Annotated in this window: 15 protein-coding genes; 13 read left to right on the top strand and 2 right to left on the bottom strand. The window is 71.4% G+C overall.

The features are described 5' to 3' along the window. Positions 1-59: 59 nt before the first annotated feature. A complete protein-coding gene (locus AB0B76_RS26380; RefSeq protein ID WP_360380201.1) occupies positions 60-1,013 on the top strand; it encodes a flavodoxin in 954 nt (317 codons plus the stop codon). Positions 1,014-1,035: 22 nt separating this feature from the next. Here AB0B76_RS26380 and AB0B76_RS26375 read toward each other — a convergent pair whose 3' ends face one another. Beyond that, on the bottom strand, positions 1,036-1,911 hold the full coding sequence (locus AB0B76_RS26375; protein ID WP_360380199.1) for a helix-turn-helix transcriptional regulator: 876 nt from the start codon (positions 1,909-1,911) through the stop codon (positions 1,036-1,038). A gap of 133 nt (positions 1,912-2,044) precedes the next feature. On the opposite strand from AB0B76_RS26375, the gene AB0B76_RS26370 reads away from it, so the two are divergent. From AB0B76_RS26370 to AB0B76_RS26325, 10 genes are all read left to right on the top strand, one after another. Continuing rightward, a complete protein-coding gene (locus AB0B76_RS26370; protein ID WP_360380196.1) occupies positions 2,045-3,436 on the top strand; it encodes an MFS transporter in 1,392 nt (463 codons plus the stop codon). Positions 3,437-3,450: 14 nt separating this feature from the next. Then, on the top strand, positions 3,451-4,488 hold the full coding sequence (locus AB0B76_RS26365; protein ID WP_360380194.1) for a zinc-dependent alcohol dehydrogenase family protein: 1,038 nt from the start codon (positions 3,451-3,453) through the stop codon (positions 4,486-4,488). Between the two features lie 17 nt (positions 4,489-4,505). Then, positions 4,506-4,670 (top strand): SDR family NAD(P)-dependent oxidoreductase, encoded by a 165-nt coding sequence (locus AB0B76_RS26360; RefSeq protein ID WP_360380191.1) that lies wholly within the window; start codon positions 4,506-4,508, stop codon positions 4,668-4,670. A 37-nt stretch (positions 4,671-4,707) separates the two neighbouring features. Further along, positions 4,708-5,595 (top strand): aldo/keto reductase, encoded by an 888-nt coding sequence (locus AB0B76_RS26355; RefSeq protein ID WP_360380189.1) that lies wholly within the window; start codon positions 4,708-4,710, stop codon positions 5,593-5,595. Between the two features lie 308 nt (positions 5,596-5,903). Continuing rightward, the gene (locus AB0B76_RS26350) at positions 5,904-6,638 is read left to right on the top strand and encodes an alpha/beta hydrolase (RefSeq protein ID WP_360380186.1); all 735 of its coding nucleotides are present in this window, start codon (positions 5,904-5,906) and stop codon (positions 6,636-6,638) included. Positions 6,639-6,649: 11 nt separating this feature from the next. Then, positions 6,650-7,495: an alpha/beta hydrolase gene (locus AB0B76_RS26345; protein WP_360380183.1), complete on the top strand. Its 846-nt coding sequence runs from the start codon at positions 6,650-6,652 to the stop codon at positions 7,493-7,495. A gap of 17 nt (positions 7,496-7,512) precedes the next feature. Continuing rightward, complete coding sequence (locus AB0B76_RS26340) at positions 7,513-7,986, top strand: cupin domain-containing protein (RefSeq protein WP_360380180.1); 474 nt, start codon at positions 7,513-7,515, stop codon at positions 7,984-7,986. Between the two features lie 10 nt (positions 7,987-7,996). Then, positions 7,997-8,794, top strand: a complete 798-nt coding sequence (locus tag AB0B76_RS26335) for an alpha/beta hydrolase (protein ID WP_360380177.1) — start codon at positions 7,997-7,999, stop codon at positions 8,792-8,794. Then, positions 8,791-9,507 carry an alpha/beta hydrolase gene (locus AB0B76_RS26330; protein WP_360380174.1) on the top strand — a complete coding sequence of 239 codons (717 nt, stop codon included), beginning with the start codon at positions 8,791-8,793 and terminating at the stop codon, positions 9,505-9,507. The genes AB0B76_RS26335 and AB0B76_RS26330 overlap by 4 nt, the downstream gene beginning before the upstream one ends. Positions 9,508-9,652: 145 nt before the next feature. After that, positions 9,653-10,441, top strand: a complete 789-nt coding sequence (locus AB0B76_RS26325; RefSeq protein ID WP_360380172.1) for an oxidoreductase — start codon at positions 9,653-9,655, stop codon at positions 10,439-10,441. 147 nt (positions 10,442-10,588) lie between these two features. On the opposite strand, the gene AB0B76_RS26320 is transcribed toward AB0B76_RS26325, so the two are convergent. After that, positions 10,589-11,518 (bottom strand): hypothetical protein, encoded by a 930-nt coding sequence (locus tag AB0B76_RS26320; RefSeq protein WP_360380169.1) that lies wholly within the window; start codon positions 11,516-11,518, stop codon positions 10,589-10,591. Positions 11,519-11,709: 191 nt separating this feature from the next. Between AB0B76_RS26320 and AB0B76_RS26315 the strand changes: the two genes are divergently transcribed. Further along, positions 11,710-11,847: a hypothetical protein gene (locus AB0B76_RS26315; protein ID WP_360380166.1), complete on the top strand. Its 138-nt coding sequence runs from the start codon at positions 11,710-11,712 to the stop codon at positions 11,845-11,847. Positions 11,848-12,101: 254 nt separating this feature from the next. Continuing rightward, complete coding sequence (locus AB0B76_RS26310; protein WP_360380163.1) at positions 12,102-17,069, top strand: AAA family ATPase; 4,968 nt, start codon at positions 12,102-12,104, stop codon at positions 17,067-17,069. Positions 17,070-17,270: the final 201 nt, after the last annotated feature.

Below are 17,270 nucleotides of genomic sequence, written 5' to 3'. Positions count from 1 at the left end.
CGCAAAGGTGTTATGACAGGGACCCCCTCCGGCCTCGGCGGATGCCTAGCGTGGGCTTCGTGGACAACCGCAGCGAGATCCGGGACCTCATGATCTCCCGTCGAGCGAGATTGAGCCCGCAGCAGGCGGGGCTCCCGGCCGGGGGCACCCGCCGGGTGCCGGGCCTGCGCCGGTCCGGGGTCGCCCAGCTCGCCGGGGTCAGTCTCGAGCACTACACCCGCTTGGAACGCGGCAACCTCTCCGGGGCCTCCGACAGCGTTCTGGACGCGGTCGGCCGGGCGCTGCGCCTCGACGACGCGGAGCGCGCTCACCTGGGCAAGCACCCTCGCCGCGCGATCCTGCTCGGCGCTGTGGGGACGTTGGCCGGTACGCTGCTGGGCGCCTGCACCGGTTCCCCGGAGGATGCCCCGACTGCCGCCGCGCCGGCAACTCCCTCCGCGGCCGGCAACCAATCCCGCAGCGCCCCGGCCACGTCTTCGTCCGGGAGCGGCAAGGTGCTGCTGGCGTACTTCTCCCGCGCCGGGGAGAACTACTTCAACGGGGGCCGCAAGCAGCTGAGCGTCGGCAACACCGAGGTCGTGGCCGGCCTGATCGGCCGGCGCATCGGCTGCGACGTGTACCGTATCGAGGCCGCCGACCGCTACCCCGACGATTACGAAGAGACCGTCGCCCGTAACGTGCGGGAGCAGAACGCGAACGCCCGGCCCGGCATCGCGAACCCCCTCGCCTCGATCGAGCGCTACGACACGATCCTGCTCGGCAGCCCGATCTGGAACGTCCGCGCCCCAATGATCATGACGACGTTCGTCGAACAGTTCTCGTTCAACGGCAGGACGATCCACCCGCTCACCACGTACGCGATGAGCGGTCTGGGAACCACCGAGCGCGACTATGCCGCGTCGTGTCCCGGCGCGACAATCGCCGAAGGTCTGGCCGTGAGGGGTGAGGAGATCGCCGGCGCGGAGCCCGCCGTGGACGCCTGGCTGCGCCGCACCGGCCTGCTCACCCGCTGACGGTCAGCCTGAACCGGCCCGCTCACTCCGCCCGGGCGGTGACGCTCGCCTGTGTCGCGGCCCACGTGGCGAGCAGTTCGAGACCGTCGCCGGACGGGGTTCCCGCCTCGGCGGAGTAGGTGAGCATCGTCAGGTTCCCGTCGCCGGTCAGCTCGAACCCTTCGTACGCCAGCTCCAGCTCGCCGACGGCCGGGTGGCGGAACCGCTTGGTGCCGTGACGGTGCACGAAGACGTCCTGGGTGGCCCACCAGCCGCGGAACGGCTCGCTGCGCATGGACAGCTCACCGATCAGGTTCATCAGCTGCTGGTCGTCGGGGTGCTGGGCGGCCGCGATGCGCAACGCCGCGACGGCGGAGCGCGCGACCTGGGCCCAGTCGGGATAGAACCCCTGTGCGTGCGGGTCCAGGAAGGTGAAGCGCATCGAGTTGACCGGCAGCGTCGCGCCGGCGGCGAACATGGGCGCGTAGAGGGCCAGGCCCAGCGGGTTCGCGGCCAGGATGTCGAAGCGGTGGTTGCGCAGGAACGCGGGCACCCCGGTCATCGCATCGAGGACATGGCGGACCGCCGGCCGGATCTCGGGCGTCTTGTCCCGGCCGGCCCGGGTGCGGGCGGGAGCGGGCCCGGCGGCCCGGGCCAGGTGGTGCAGGTGTGCGGCCTCGGTGTCGTCGAGCCGCAGGGCGCGGGCGACCGCATCCAGAACGCTGTCGGAGGCGCCGGCAAGGTTGCCCCGTTCCAGGCGGGTGTAGTACTCGACGCTGACCCCGGCCAGGGCGGCGACCTCACCACGGCGCAACCCGGCGACCCGGCGGCTGCCGTACACAGGAATACCGGCCTGCTCGGGGCTGACCTTCGCCCGGCGGGAGCTGAGGAACGCCCGTACCTCATTGCGGTTGTCCATAAACCCAGGTTAGGCATCCGATCCGCGGTAAGGGGGTCCCTGCTGGTACCCCTTTGCGCGGTGTCTCCCTCCCGGCCGCCGTCAGGCGTTTGCTGAACATCAGCGATCCACCCACGTTCCTCAGAAGGCAGCCATGTCAAGCCCTTCCACCACACTCCACAGCTCCCACGCCACCGGCGGGGCGCCACCGGCACGGAGCCCGCACGCCTCGCTGGCGGTGGCGATGCTGGGTTTCGCCGTGGTCACGCTCGACACGCAGGTCGTCAACGTGGCGTTGCCCGACGTCAGCACCGACCTCGGCGGCAGTCTCTCCGGACTGCAGTGGGTCGTCACCGGTTACACGCTGATGTTCTCCGCCCTGCTGCTGTTCGCCGGCACGTTCGCCGACCGGATCGGGGCCCGCCGGGCGTACGGGATCGGCATGACGGTGTTCGTGGTGGCCTCCGCGGTGTGCGGGTTCGCGCCGAGCCTGGGCTGGCTGGTGGCGGCGCGGATCGTGCAGGGCGTCGGCGCCGCCCTGGTCACACCGACGTCGCTGGCCCTGATCCGGGCCGCCTACCAGGAGCCGGCCGCCCGCGCCCGGGCGATCGCCTACTGGGCGATGGGCGGGTCCATCGCCGCCGCGGCCGGACCGGTCCTCGGCGGCGCGCTGACCCAGCTCGACTGGCGGCTGATCTTCTTCCTGAACCTGCCCGTCGGTGTCGCCGCCGTGCTGGTACTGCGCCGGGGCGGCGGCTCGCCGCGCACCGTCGTGCCGTTCGACTGGACCGGGCAGATCGCCGCCGTGCTCGCCCTCGGAGGTCTGACCTTCGCGGTCATCGAGGGCGGGGAGCTCGGCTACGGCCACCCGCGGATTCTCATCGCGTTCGGGGTGGCCCTCGTCGCCGCCGCGGTATTCCTCACCGCACAGGCTCGGGGCCGGCACCCGATGGTGCCGCTGGACCTGCTCCGATCCCGGATCGTCAGCGTCGCCCTCGCGGTGGGCTTCGTCAACATGGCCGGCTTCTACGGCGTCGTCTTCCTGCAGAGCCTGTACTTCCAGCAGCAGCGCGGCGCGTCCCCGTTGGTCACCGGCCTGCTGTTCCTGCCGATGACCGGCCTGGTCGCCGCGCTCAACCCGCTCGCGGCCCGCGCCGCCGTCCGGCTCGGCGCGGCCGCGACGATCATCGGCGGCCAGCTGTTCATGGTCGGCGGCCTGCTCGGCCTGGTGTTGCTGCCGGTCGACGCCCCGACGTGGCTGGTCGCCGCCGTGATGGTCCCGGTCGGGGTGGGCGGCTCCTTCACCGTGCCACCGACCACCGCGCTGATCCTCGACAGTGTGCCGCCGCAGCGAGCGGGTACCGCCAGTGGCGTGTTCAACACCTTCCGCCAGATGGGCGGTTCGCTGGGCGTCGCCGGCTACGGCGCCGTCGTCGCCACGCAGGCCGGTTTCCGCCCAGGTCTTCACATCAGCCTCACCGCCACCGCCGTTCTCATCACTCTCACCGCCGTCGCCAGCCTGATGCTGCGCAGCGCGCGCCACTGAAAGGACCCACTGTCATGCGTGCCACCCTCTACGGCGGCCCCGGCGACATCACCGTCGGCGAGCGCCCGGACCCACGACTGGAAAACCCCACCGACGCGGTGGTACGGGTCACGCTGGGCTGCGTCTGCGGCTCCGACCTCTGGTACTACCGCGGGGTCAACCCGCACGCGCTCGGCCCGATCGGTCACGAGTTCATCGGCATCGTCGAGCAGGCCGGCGCCGACGTCACCACGGTGGCGCCCGGCGACCTGGTCGTCGCCCCGTTCACCTTCTGCGACGGCACCTGCGCCAACTGCGCCGGCGGATGGACCGGCAACTGCCTCAACGGCGGCTCGTTCGGCAACAACGGCGTCGACGGCGGCCAGGGTGAGATCGTACGGGTCCCGTACGCCGACGCGACGCTGGTCAAGGTGCCCGGCCGCGGCCACTCGGATGCGGTGCTGAAGTCGCTGGTGGCCTTGTCCGATGTGATGTGCACCGGGCATCACGCCGCATTCAGTGCCGGGGTGAAGCCCGGCGACACCGTCGCGGTGGTCGGCGACGGCGCGGTCGGGCTGTGCGCGGTCGTCGCGGCCAAACGTCTCGGCGCCGAGCGGATCATCTCGCTGAGCAGCAACCCGGTCCGCCAGGCCCTCGCCCGCGAGTTCGGCGCCACCGACATCGTCACCGAGCGCGGCGACGACGCGACCAAGCTGGTCATGGACATGACCGGCGGCATCGGCGTCGACGCGGCGCTGGAGTGCGTGGGCACCGGTCAGTCGATGGCCACCGCCTTCGGTGTCGCCCGGGTCGGCTCGATCGTGGGTGCCGTCGGGGTGCCGCACGACTCCGCCGTCCCGCTGCAGACGGTCATCTTCCGCAACGTGGGCCTGCGCGGTGGTGTCGCCCCGGCCCGCCGCTACATCCCCGAACTGCTCGGCGACGTCCTCGACGGCAGCATCAACCCCGGTCTGGTCCTGGACTACGAGACCGGCCTCGATGGTGTCGCGGATGCCTACACCGCCATGCTCGAGCGCCGCGCCACCAAGGCGCTCGTCCGCTTCGGCGCCTGACCGGTAAGGAGACGTACATGGCCACCTGGTTGATCACCGGCTGCTCCAGCGGTCTGGGCCGCGCGCTCGCCGAGGCGGTTCTCGCCCGCGGCCACAATGCGATCGTCACCGCTCGCGACGCGGCGAAGGTCGAAGACCTGGCCGAGGCGCACGTCAGCACCGACTACGCCGGACCCAGCTGAGCAACCATTCGGTACGACCGTTGAGAGGAACGCTTTCATGCCCACCGTCCCGAACCTGACGCTGAACAACGGCGTCGAGATCCCCGCCATCGGCCTCGGCGTCTTCCAGACCCCGCCCGACGAGACCCGCGCGGCCGTGCAGGCCGCCCTGTCGACCGGGTACCGGCACATCGACACCGCCGCCGCCTACGGCAACGAGCGCGAGGTCGGCGAAGCCATCGCCGGGTCCGGCATCGACCGTTCCGAGGTCTTCATCGAGACCAAGATCTGGATCAGCGACTACGGGTACGACCAGACGCTGCACGGCTTCGACAAGAGTGCGGCCAAGCTGGGGGTCGACCAGATCGACCTGCTGATCCTGCACCAGGCGCTGCCCTCGGACTTCGACAAGACCCTGGAGGCCTACCGGGCGCTGGAGAACCTGTACGGCGACGGCAAGGTCCGCGCGATCGGGGTCAGCAACTTCATGGTCGACCACCTCACCGCGCTGCTGGACAGGGCGACGGTGGTGCCGGCGGTGAACCAGATCGAGGTGCACCCGTACTTCGCCCAGCGTGAGGTGCAGGAGCTCGGCGCGAAGCACGGCATCCTGGCCCAGGCGTGGTCGCCGATCGGCGGCATCACGTTCTACCGCGACAGCGAGCACACCAGCACCCTGCAGGACCCGGTGATCGGCGAGATCGCGAAGGCGCACGGCAAGTCGCCGGCGCAGGTGATGCTGCGCTGGCATGTGCAGCAGGGGCGTCAGGTGATCCCGAAGTCGACCAAGCCGGCGCGGATCGCGGAGAACTTCGACGTGTTCGACTTCGACCTCACCGCCGAGCAGCTCGCCGCGATCGACGCGCTGGACACCGGCAAGCGCGGCGGCCCCGAGCCGGCCGCCATCACCCTGGAGAACTTCGGCCGGCCGATCCCCGAGGCCTGATCCGCCCGACCCCGCTGTCCACACAGGACAGCGGGGTCGCCTCGTGGGCGGAGGCGTGGTCCTGGCGACCGGGCCGCGGCCCGTCGGCGCCGACCTGCACCTCCGACGGGCCGCGGACCGGCCCGGCGGTGAACGCGACGTCGTGGACGGTCTGTTGGCGGAACATCCAGGCGGCGTACATCTGGTGCTCGTCCTCGATGGTTTTCTCCGCTTCGCCACTGCTCGCGGCGTCGTCACTCTTTTGTCACTGATCTTGCATCGGCGTCGGCCTACGGTCGGTCGACGTCGATGTGGAGGTGGGAGAAGAGATGACTGAGTCTGAGCGTACTGAGGACGGCCTGACCGTTGTCCTGGTGCACGGCGCGTTCGCGGATGCGTCGAGTTGGTCGGCCGTCGTCGCGCAGTTGCAGGCGGCGGGCCTGGACGTGCGGGCGGTGGCGAACCCGCTGCGGGGGCCGGCCGCGGATGCCCGCTATGTGGCGGACCTGGCCGCCGAGCTGCCGGGCCGGGTGCTGCTGGTGGGGCACAGCTACGGCGGCGTGGTGATCTCCAGCGCCGCCGGTGAGCTCGCCAATGCGGCCGGCCTGGTGTTCGTCACCGCGTTCGCCCCGGAGCAGGGCGAAAGCCTCACCGGGATCGTCGAGCAGTTCCCGGCCACGCTCATGGGGCCGGCGCTGCGGCAGACCGTCGTGCGGGCCGAGCACGGTGACAAGGTGGTCGAGCTGAGCATCGACCGGTCGCAGTTCCCGGCGGTGTTCGCCGCCGACGTGCCCGCGCCGGCCGCCGCGGTCATGGCGGCCAGCCAGCGGCCGATCGCGCTGGCCGGTTTCACCGAGGCGGCCGGGGAGCCGGCGTGGCGGGTGCTGCCGTCCTGGTACCTGGTGGCCGCCGACGACCAGGCCATCCACGTGGATGCGCAGCGGTTCATGGCGCAGCGCGCCGGATCGCACATCGCCGAGACGGCCGGTTCTCACGCTGTGATGGTGTCCCAGCCCACCGCCGTCGCGGACGTGATTCTCACGGCCGCGCGCACGCTGCGTTGAAAGGAATGACCATGAACACCGCTCGTACTTCCCGCCGGACCGTCCTGACCGGCCTGGCCACCGTGTCGGCCGCCGCGGGTCTCGGCATCGTCACGTCGCCGGTGCCCGCGCAGGCCGCATCCGGTGCCTCGGCCCGGCCCGCCCGCGGCACCCGCCCGACCGTCGTGCTCGTCCACGGCGCGTTCGCCGACGCGTCCGGCTGGAACGGTGTGGTACAGCGCCTGCAGGACGATGGCTACCCGGTGGTCGCGGTGGCCAACCCGTTGCGCGCATTGGCCGGCGACGCCGCCTACCTGGCGGCCGTGCTCGCCTCGATCACCGGCCCGGTCATCCTGGTCGGACACTCCTACGGCGGCGCGGTGATCACCAACGCCGCGACCGGGAACCCGAACGTCAAGGCGCTGGTGTACATCGCCGCGTTCGTCCCCGACGAGGGCGAGTCCGCGTTCGCGCTCAGCGCCGGGGGCACCCTGCAAGACGTGGTCGCCAGCGTCCCGGTCCCGATCCCGGGCGGCGGGACCGACGTGGAACTCTCGATCCGGCCGGAGGAGTTCCGCAAGGCGTTCATCAGCGAGGTCGGCCCGGCCACGGCGCTGGCGATGGCGGCGACACAGCGCCCGATCACGCTGACCGCGCTCGGCTCCCCGTCCGGCCCGCCCGCGTGGCGGAGCATCCCGTCGTGGTACGCGGTGTCCGGTGCGGACCAGGCGATCCCGCCGGCCTCGCAGCGGACGATGGCCGGCCGGGCCGGCTCGCGCACCGTCGAGATCGCCGGCGCCTCACACGCGTACTTCATCACGCACCCGAATGTCGTCGTCGACCTCGTCCGGGCCGCGTCCCGCGCGACGGCCGGCTGAATCAGGGAGCGCCCATCATGACCGATCCGCTGTTCCCGCCTCCCAGTGTGGGAGAACCGTTCTGGTTCCTCGGCGGCCAGGCCCGCATCGTGGTGCCCGGCGCCGCCACCAACCGGGCGGTGAGCGTACTCGAGTTCGACGACCCGAAGGGGCAGGCTCCGCCGTTGCACGTGCACGACGGGGAGGACGAGGTGTGGGTCGTGCTCGACGGTGAGATCAGCTTCTTCGTCGGCGATGCCCGCTACGACCTGCAGGGCGGCCAGGTCGCGTACGGCCCGCGCGGCGTGCCGCACAGCTACCTGGTCCGCTCGCCGCGTTCCCGGATGGCGGTCGTGTACGCCCCGGCCGGTATCGACGAGTGGTTCCGTTCCAACGGCACGCCCGTCGCACACGTGGACGACGCGCCGGCGTCGTTCGACATCGGCGCGATCATCGCGTCCGCCCAAGCGTTCAACCTGCGGGTCGTCGGCCCGCCACCCCAGCAGACCTGAGGAGCCCAGCATGAGTACCCCGACACCAGTCATCTTCATCCACGGACTATGGCTGCACGCGACCTCCTGGACGCCGTGGATCGACCTGTTCCGCGGCGCGGGCTACGAACCGAGCGCGCCGGGCTGGCCCGGCGACGCGGACACGGTCGAGCAGACCCGCGCCAACCCGGACGGCATCGCCGACCACGGCATCGACGACGTCGTCGAGCACTACGCGAAGATCATCGACGGGCTCGACACCAGGCCGATCCTGATCGGGCACTCCTTCGGCGGCATGATCGCCCAGAAGCTGCTCGGCCAGGACCGGGCGGCTGCCGCGATCGCGATCGACGCGGCCCAGATCAAGGGCGTGCTGCCACTGCCGCTGTCGGCGTTGCGCGCCACGCTGCCGGTGTTCAAGAACCCCGGTAACCGGCACCGGGCCGTCTCGCTGACCGCTGAGCAGTTCCGGTTCGCGTTCGGCAACGCCGTCTCCGAGGCCGAGTCCCACGAGTTGTACGAGCGGTGGACGATCCCGGCACCGGGCAAGCCGCTCTTCGAGGCGGCCGCGGCCAACTTCGATCCGCACTCACCGGCCAAGGTGGACACCGCCAACGAGTCCCGCGGCCCGCTGCTGCTGATCATGGGCGGCAAGGACCACACCGTGCCGGAAGCTGTCACCCGCGCCACCCTCAAGCAGTACCGGCACTCCAGCGCGGTCACCGACATCCTCGAGTTCCCGGACCGAGCGCACTCGCTGACCATCGACAGCGGCTGGCGCGACGTCGCCGACGCCAGCCTGGCCTGGCTGAAGGAGCACCAGGTATGAGGGCCCGCCCGGTGCGGCCCCGTCACCTTTGGCTGCTGGCCGCGACCGCGGTGCTCTCGCTCCTCGCGCCGACCGCGGCGGCGGCCCATAGCGACGGCACCGTCGCCGCCGGCCGGGAACCCCGGGTGCCGTACGGATTCACGGAACAGCGGGCTCTGGTCGGTAACGTCGGGATCAACTACGTGCGCGGCGGCCACGGCCCGACCCTGGTCCTGGTGCACGGATTCCCGCAGACCTGGTACGAGTGGCGCGGGATCCTGCCCGAGCTGGCCAAGCATTACACGGTGATCGCGCCGGACCTGCGCGGTGCCGGTCGCAGCGACGCCCCGGCCGGGGGCTACGACAAGAAGACCATGGCGGCCGATATTCACGGCCTGCTGGTCCAGCTCGGCCTGAATCGCGACATCCGGCTGGTGGGCCACGACATCGGCACCATGGTCGCCTACGCCTACGCCGCCGCCCACCCGGATGAGGTGACGAAGCTGGTCCTCAGCGAAGCGCCGATCCCGGACGAGGGCCTGTACAACTTCCCGGCCCTGACCAAGCAGGGCCCGGGCGTCTGGAACTTCGGCTTCTTCTCCCTGACCAACGGCCTGCCCGAACAGCTCGTCGACGGCCGGGAAGAGTCCTGGCACTCGGCGCCAGCAACAGCCTCCGTGACTCTGCGCAGACCCAGGTCAGCGCCTACGCGAACAACGTCACCGGCGCCGTGATCGCGAATTCCGGCCACTGGATCTACGAAGAGCACCCGGCCGAACTCACCCAGCGCCTGCTCACCTTCCTGGCCTGAGCACGACCGGCCGACCCCGGCGTACCGATTCCGCGCCGGGGTCGGCCGACTCACGAGAGGATGCCGTCATGGACCTGCACCTGATTGGAAAGGCCGCGGTCGTCACCGGCGCCAGCAAGGGCATCGGGTTGGCCATCACGCGGGCCCTGGCCGGTGAGGGCGCCCGCGTCGCGGCGGGCGCCCGCCACATCACCGCCGAACTGGCCGAGCTCGCCGCCGGCGGCCGTGTGCATCCGGTGGAGGCGGACCTGGCCACGCCGGACGGCCCGGCCGAGCTGATCCGGGCCGCGGCGTCCGCGTTCGGCGGCCTGGACATCCTGGTCAACAACGTAGGCGCGGTCCAGCCGCGCACCGGCGGGTTCCTGTCGGTCGCCGACGACGACTGGATCTCGGCCCTGACGGTCAACTTCCTGGCCGCGGTACGTACCACCCGCGCGGCCCTGCCGCTGCTGCTCGACCGGGGCGCCGGCACGATCGTGACCGTCGCCTCGGTGAACTCATCGCTGCCCGACCCGCTGGTCATCGACTACAGCGCCGCCAAGGCGGCGCTGCTGAGCTTCTCCAAGGCGCTGTCCAAGGAGGTCGGCCCGCACGGCATCAGGGTGAACACCGTCAGCCCGGGCCCGGTCAGCACACCGCTGTGGCTCGGCGACGGCGGCGTCGCGGCGACCGTGGGCCGCGCCACCGGCCTCGACCCGGACGCGGTGGCGAAACAAGCCGCCGGCGACTCGGTGACCGGCCGGTTCACCCGGCCCGACGAGGTCGCCGACCTCGTCCTGCTGCTGGCCAGCGACCGAGCCGGAAACGTGACCGGCACCGACGTCGTCATCGACGGCGGCCTGATCACCAGCCTGTGATCAGACCACCGTCACGACGGTGACCCGGCCGCGGCGAGTTTGGCCCGGAGGCCGTCCAGGTCGGGGTGGCCGAGGTCGGCGAGGATCGCCTCGGCCGCCTTCCAGTGCTCTCTGGCGGCGGTGCCGTCGGCGGCGGCCAGGCACGCGTCAGGCGAGCGCGGCGCGGTGGTCCTCCAACGGTTCGGCGATGACGTCGTCGGCGGCCGGCAGGGAGGCGAACTGCGGAGGCACGCGCTGCGGCTGGAGCAGCCGATCCGCGCGGAACGCCGTGCGCCGGTAGTACTCGACGTTCCGGCGTTTCGCGAGGTCCAGCTCGCCTGCCACGTCGACGGTCTCGGCCAGTTCGGCGGCGTAGGCCCCCAGCAGTTCATGGAACCCGTACCGGCCGGGCGAGGACTGCACGAGCATGTGCGCGGTGGTCAGTTCGGCCAGCAGCGGCCGCACCTGCCGGACCGGCACGCCGAGCAGGCTCGCGGCGGCGGGTACGCCGACATCGGGGCCCGGCTGCGTGCCCAGCAGCCGGAACAGCCGGGCGGCGGCGGGGCTGAGCGTCCGATACGACCAGGAGAACGTCGCCCGCACGTTGATGCCCGTGTCGGTGCCGCTGAACGCCTCGAGGCTGCCGTGCGCCTCCCACAGCTCGTTCGCGATGGCGCCGAGCGGGAACGCCGGGTTCATGGCGGCGCGGGCCGCCACGATGGCCAGCGCCAACGGCAGCCCGGCGCACAGGGTGATGATCTGCTCCACCGCCGCCGGCTCGGCCGCGACCCGCCCAACCCCGAGCCGGCGGGCGAGGAAGTCACGGGCCTGCTCGGCGGGCCACACGTCAAGCGTCAGCGACTGGGCGCCTTCGGCCGCGACCAGACGTGGCGGTGCACCACGTTCACCGCGGTACTCGGCGGATCCGTCCCCCCACAGCACATCCACAATCTCACCGAGGCCGACCGGTTCCCCCGCCCGCACCAGCAGCAACGCCAGCAGCGCTCGCTGCTGCGGCGCCCCCAGGTCGACCTCCGCGGCGCCACGCCACGCACGCACCGGCCCCAGTACCGCGAACCGCAGGCCACCACCCGACACCAGCCTCACCACCTCGCGTATCGACCGGGCCGGTGACGAGGAGGGCCACCTGCGCCATTGTCCGTCCGTCCCGGGGAATTCGAGTGCCCTGATGCGGGAATGGGGTCGCACTCACAGTGCCGATCATCCAGCCGCCCTGCCGAACCTCCTTCAGCCACTCAGCGTCGCCGGGCAGGGCGTACCGTGCTCCGATGAGCTTCTCGGGTGGACGCTTCGGCCCGATCTGCATCGCCGCGGCGGGCCTGGCCCTGACCGCAGCCGCGGCGGCGGGGCTGACGACCGCGATCCGCCGCCGCCGCCCGCCGCCCGCCGTTTTGATGCCTTGGTGACCGAGACTCCTTCCGGGCGCACGGCCCGCCGCATGTAACCGGCCGCACGGATGACGGCCGTATCGGGATCGGCCGCACGTCACATGGCCTGAGGGGGTACCGCGGCATCCGGTCGACCGCTCGGCCGAAGCGGCGACCACTGGGCCTTCTGTGGCCGCCCGCGGACCAGGTCGCGAGCGCAGTCGCATTAATCCGTAAAATGGGGATAAACACGATATACGCGGTTCAGCGCGATCGTGCGTGGAGGTGTCGGCATGGGAGCAGGCAAGATGGTGCCTGGCCGAGGTCCGCCCGCTCTGGCCGAAATGCTGCACGAGAGCGAACGCGCGCGTGTGACGCGGCTCTTCCTCGCCGGTCGCACGGTTGTCCGGAAAGAGCCGTTAGGGCCAGGCGCGGAAACTCGGCTGCGGCAGGAGGTGAAGATCCTGGAGCGGCTGCGTGGTGTCGCGGGAGTCCCGCAGCTGGTGGAGGCGCCGCAGTACCCAGGGGCGCTCCTCGTGGACGACGTCGGTGGCACAAGCCTGCGTGATCGCGCCAAGCCGCTGACGGTTGACGACCTGATCGGGCTGGCGGTGGGGCTGGCCAGGGCGGTGGCGCGGATGCACCGGCGGGGTGTGATGCACCGCGACATCACGCCGGCGAACATCCTGATCTCCCGCGACGGCGCGCCCTGCCTGGTGGATTTCGCCTCGGCGACGCCGTTCGCCGGGCTGCGTCCCGAGTTCACGCACCACACCGAGATCGTCGGTACGCTGCCGTATCTGGCGCCGGAGCAGACCGGACGCACCGGCCGGCCGGTGGACCAGCGCGCCGACCTGTACGCGTTGGGCGCGACGCTGTATGAGCTGGCAACGGGTGCGCCGCCGTTCGGCCGCGGGGACCCGCTGCGGCTGACGCATGATCATCTGGCTCGGGTGCCGGTGCCGCCCGCCGAGGTGAACCCGGTCCTGCCCGCGCCGCTGTCCCAGATCATCCTGCACCTGCTGGAGAAGGAACCGGACCGCCGCTACCAGACGGCCGACGGTGTGGTCTACGACCTGGAGCGGCTGCGCGACGCCGCCCCGCACGCGGCAGCCCGGCTGCGCGTCGGCGAGCGGGACGTTCCACTCGAGCTGTTGCCGCCGTCGCGGCTGGTGGGACGCGATGACGAGGTGGCGGTGCTGGAGGTGGCCTTCCAGGAGGCGCTTTCGGGCCGGTGTCGTGGGGTGCTGGTCGGTGGGGCGCCGGGGGTGGGTAAGACGGCGTTGGTTGATGAGCTGCGGGCGGTGGTGACGGGCGCTGATGGCTGGTTCGTGGCGGGCAAGTTCGACCAGTATCGGCGAGATCTGGAGTTCGACGGGGTCTTTCAGGCGCTTCGCTCGTTGGGCCGGCTGCTGCTGGCCGAGCCGGACGACGAGCTGCGCACAGTGCGTGAACGGATCTTGGCGAGCGTCGGCCCGAACGTGGGTCTGCTGACCGCGGTACAGCCGGATTTCGCGGCGCTGCTCGGGGTGCCGCCCGATCCCGGGGATCCGCTGACGGCGCAGGTGCGGGCTCAGCGCACGACGGTGGACGTGTTGCGGGCGGTCGTGTCGCGGCGACGTCCGCTGGTGCTGTTCGTCGATGACCTGCAGTGGGCGGGGCGGACACCGATGGGCGTCGTCGATACCGTATTGAGCGAAAACCAGATCGACGGCCTGTTGCTGGTGGGCGCATACCGCGACGACGACCTGGACGCGACCCATCCGCTGGCGGCGCCCCTGTCCCGGTGGCGGGAACAGCCCGCAGTGCGCCACCTGCGACTGGGCGACCTGCCTGTCCCCAGCCTGGTCACCATGGTTGCCGAGATGCTGCACGCCGACGACGCCGCAGCGGCGGGCTTGGTCAAGGTGATGAACCCGACTGCGTCCGGCAATCCGTACCAGACGGTGGAGGCGCTCAACGCGCTGCGCCGTGACGGCGCGCTGTTCGCGACGGCCACCGGGTGGCGGTGGGACGAGGCGACGGTGCGCGCGAAACTGGGCCAGTCCGAGCTCGACGGGCTGCTGGCGCCACGGCTTGAGGCCCTGCCCGCGCTGTCGCGGCAGGCGGTGGAGGCAATGGCGTGTTTCGGCGGACGAGCCGACTTCAGCGAGCTGCAGACCGCGGCCGGCGCGCCGATGGACGTGGTCGAACACCGCCTGGGGCCCGCCGTCGACGGGGGCCTGCTGGTGTTGGAGTCCGGGACACGCCATGCGATACGGTTCCGCCACGACCGGATCCGCGAGATCGTCCTGCGCGGTCTGGATCCACAGCGCCGCCGCACCCTGCGGTTGGCGATGGCGCGACGGTTGGCCCGGGTGCCGGAGCGGTTCGCGTGCGCGGCGGAACAGTACCTGCCGGTCGTCGACGCGATCGACGACCCGGCGGAGCGGCGGGTCGTTGTCGGGCTGCTGCGGCGCGCGAGCGACCAAGCGACGCTGATCGGGAACCACGCGCTGGTGAGCACGCTGCTGACCGCCGCGCTGCGGCTTGTCGACCCAGACGCCACCGCCACGCTCGTCGAGGTGCACACCTGCCGCCACGCCGCCCTGTACAGCATGGGACGCCTGGACGAGGCCGACGCGGCGTACCGCACGATCGAAGGGCTGTGCACCAACGCCTGGGACCGAGCGGGCGCGACGGCGGTGCAGGTGCGCAGTTTGACGTACCGGAACCGGTTTGCGGATGCGGTCGGGCTCGGTCTGGAGTCGCTGCGTGAACTCGGCATCACCGTGCCGGTCGCCGATCAGCTCTCCGCCACGCTCGACCACCAGTTCGATCGTCTGTACCGGTGGCTGGAGCACATCGACACCGCGGATGATCTGGCTCACCCGGAGATCACCGACCCGAGGCTGCTCGCCGCGACCTGTCTGATCAACGCGATCCAGCCGGCAACCTACTTCGCCGCTGACCACGCCACGCTCGCCTGGCTGAGCCTCGAAGCGCTGCGGATCTGGATCGAGCACGGCCCCGCCTGCGCCCTCCTCGGCCCGGTAAGCCACACCGCCTTCGCCGCTATCACCATGCGCGATGACTACGCTGCCGGGTGGCAGGCGGTGCAGCGGGTCCTGGCGCTGGGCGAGGCCCGCGGCTACGAGCCCGGCACCTCGCAGGTGCGCTTCCTGTCCGCGCTCCTGAGCTGCTGGTTCGAACCGATCGAACACAGTGTCCAAGCAGGGCAGCGGGCCCGGGAAGGGCTGATCGCCGGGGGCGACCTGGCCGGCGCCGGACACAGCTACTACCCCACCGTGACCGGCCATCTGGAGTGCGCGCCATCGCTGGACGTCTACGTTGCCGAGGTGGAGGCCGGGCTGGCCTTGGTGCGGCGGACCGGCGACGGGCAGACCGGCGAAACGCTCGACAGCTACCGGTGGCTGGCCGGCGTGTTGCGCGGCGAAAGCTCTGCGGCAACCAGCGCGCCAATCCCGGCCGACAGGCATGCCGGCAATCCGCTAGCGTTGCTCTACGCGCACATCAACAACGCGATCGTCGCCGCCATCTTCGGCGACGTGATCGGCCTGGCGCGGCACACTGAGGCGGCGATGCCGCTGCTACCGGCCGCCCCGGGCATCTACCCAAGCGCCGTGGCCCACCTGCTGCGCGGGCTGGCCCTCGCCGGGCAGCTCCGCGACAGCCAAGGTGACGATCGCGGCGATCTGCTTGTTGCCGAACTGGGCGAGGTGACGCAGTGGCTGGCCGCCCGGGCCGCCACCGCGCCGGACAATCTCCTGCACCTGGTGCGGTTGCTCGAGGCGGAGCGGGCCTGGGCCGTCGGCGACTTCCGCGCCGCCGTCCTCGCCTTCGACGCCGCCTGCCGCGAGGTCGCCGGCCGTCAGCGGCCATGGCATCGGGCCCTGATCACCGAGCGTGCGGCCCACTTCTACCTGGCCCACGGCGTCGAACACGCCGGCTACGGCCTGCTCGCCCAAGCCCGTCAGGAATACTCCGCCTGGGGCGCGACGGCGAAAGTCGACCAACTCGATTGGGCCTACCCGACCCTGCGGCTGCAGCGCGACGCGACCACCGGGCAGCGCGACCAGCCCGATGACGTTCGACATCGTCGTTGCACCGTCACGACCGGAACGATCGACCTGCTCGGCATCCTGTCCGCATCGCAGGTGCTGAGCTCCGAGACGAGCATTGCCGGGCTGCACTCCCGCCTGGTCAAGGTGCTCAGCGCGATGACCGGCGCCACTGCCGTACACCTGCTGCTGTGGAGCGACGACCGGCAACGGTGGCTGCTGCCCGGAGGCGACGGCGGCATCGTCCCGCTCACCGACCACGAACACACCGTCCCGATGTCCGCGCTGCGATACGCCCAGCGGATCGGCGAGCCGCTGGTCGTGGGCGACGCCACCCGCGACGAACGTTTCGCCCGCGACCCGTACTTCACCGACATCTCCTGTTGCTCGCTGCTAGCCGTACCCATCTTCAACCGCGGCACGCTGCAGGCGGTGCTGATGCTCGAGAACCGCCTCATCCGCGGCATGTTCAACACCGACCGGCTCGACGCTGTCAAGCTCGTCGCCAGCCAACTGGCCGTCTCCCTCGACAACACGCAGCTGTACGCCGCGCTCACCACGTCTCGTGCGCGGATCGTCGCCACCGCCGACCAGACCCGCCGGCGTATCGAACGGGACCTGCACGACGGCGCTCAGCAGCGGCTGGTCGCGCTGGCGCTGCAGTTGCGCACGGCGCAGGCGGAGGTGCCATGTGAGCTCGACGCGCTTCGCGCGCAGCTCGACAGCGCCGCCACCGCAGCGGTCGGTGCGCTGGACGAGCTGCGCGAGATCGCACGCGGCATCCATCCGGCGACCCTGACCGCCGGCGGCCTCCGCCCAGCGCTACGCGTGCTCGCCCGCCGCTCGCCGGTCCCGGTCCACCTGGACATCCACGCGGAGCGACGGCTACCCGGGCATGTCGAGGTCACGACGTACTACGTCGTCGCCGAGGCGCTGACCAATGCGGCCAAGCACGCGCGCGCCTCGGCCGTCACGGTCACCGTAGCGGCCGACGACGCCGACGGTGTCCTACGCGTCGCGATCCAGGACGACGGCGTCGGCGGTGCCGACTTCGCCCGCGGTACCGGCCTGGTCGGCATCAAGGACCGCGTCGAGGCGTTCGGCGGCCGGGTTTCTCTGTACAGCCCGCACGGCGCGGGGACCCGCCTGTGCCTGGAGCTCCCGTTCACCGCCCTGGGAACGGCTGGACCGCCAGATTAGTGGCGGCGGGGTCAGCAGCGTGAACGCGGAGGCGAGCACGACCGAGGCGGTGTGCTGGGCGTCCGCCCAGATCGCCGGCGAGGCGGTCCAGGTCGCCGCCGCGGCGAACCGCACCATCGGCGCCCTCGACGCCTCCAGCGCCCGCATCGGCGAGATTGCCGCGCGGATGACCCGCCGGTACAGCATCGACCATCGACCGTG

It is taken from the genome of Dactylosporangium sp. NPDC049140, from assembly GCF_040648435.1.
This window is presented reverse-complemented; position numbering and strand designations above follow the sequence as displayed.

Excerpts from the sequence above, each read along its gene's own strand:
- AB0B76_RS26340 (WP_360380180.1), top strand. The coding sequence starts at position 7,513 with ATGACCGATCCGCTGTTCCCGCCTCCCAGTGTGGGAGAACCGTTCTGG.
- AB0B76_RS26345 (WP_360380183.1), top strand. The coding sequence starts at position 6,650 with ATGAACACCGCTCGTACTTCCCGCCGGACCGTCCTGACCGGCCTGGCC.
- AB0B76_RS26325 (WP_360380172.1), top strand. The coding sequence starts at position 9,653 with ATGGACCTGCACCTGATTGGAAAGGCCGCGGTCGTCACCGGCGCCAGC.
- AB0B76_RS26360 (WP_360380191.1), top strand. The coding sequence starts at position 4,506 with ATGGCCACCTGGTTGATCACCGGCTGCTCCAGCGGTCTGGGCCGCGCG.
- AB0B76_RS26365 (WP_360380194.1), top strand. The coding sequence starts at position 3,451 with ATGCGTGCCACCCTCTACGGCGGCCCCGGCGACATCACCGTCGGCGAG.
- AB0B76_RS26310 (WP_360380163.1), top strand. The coding sequence starts at position 12,102 with ATGGGAGCAGGCAAGATGGTGCCTGGCCGAGGTCCGCCCGCTCTGGCC.
- AB0B76_RS26315 (WP_360380166.1), top strand. The coding sequence starts at position 11,710 with ATGAGCTTCTCGGGTGGACGCTTCGGCCCGATCTGCATCGCCGCGGCG.
- AB0B76_RS26330 (WP_360380174.1), top strand. The coding sequence starts at position 8,791 with ATGAGGGCCCGCCCGGTGCGGCCCCGTCACCTTTGGCTGCTGGCCGCG.
- AB0B76_RS26355 (WP_360380189.1), top strand. The coding sequence starts at position 4,708 with ATGCCCACCGTCCCGAACCTGACGCTGAACAACGGCGTCGAGATCCCC.
- AB0B76_RS26350 (WP_360380186.1), top strand. The coding sequence starts at position 5,904 with ATGACTGAGTCTGAGCGTACTGAGGACGGCCTGACCGTTGTCCTGGTG.
- AB0B76_RS26375 (WP_360380199.1), bottom strand. The coding sequence starts at position 1,911 with ATGGACAACCGCAATGAGGTACGGGCGTTCCTCAGCTCCCGCCGGGCG.
- AB0B76_RS26370 (WP_360380196.1), top strand. The coding sequence starts at position 2,045 with ATGTCAAGCCCTTCCACCACACTCCACAGCTCCCACGCCACCGGCGGG.
- AB0B76_RS26335 (WP_360380177.1), top strand. The coding sequence starts at position 7,997 with ATGAGTACCCCGACACCAGTCATCTTCATCCACGGACTATGGCTGCAC.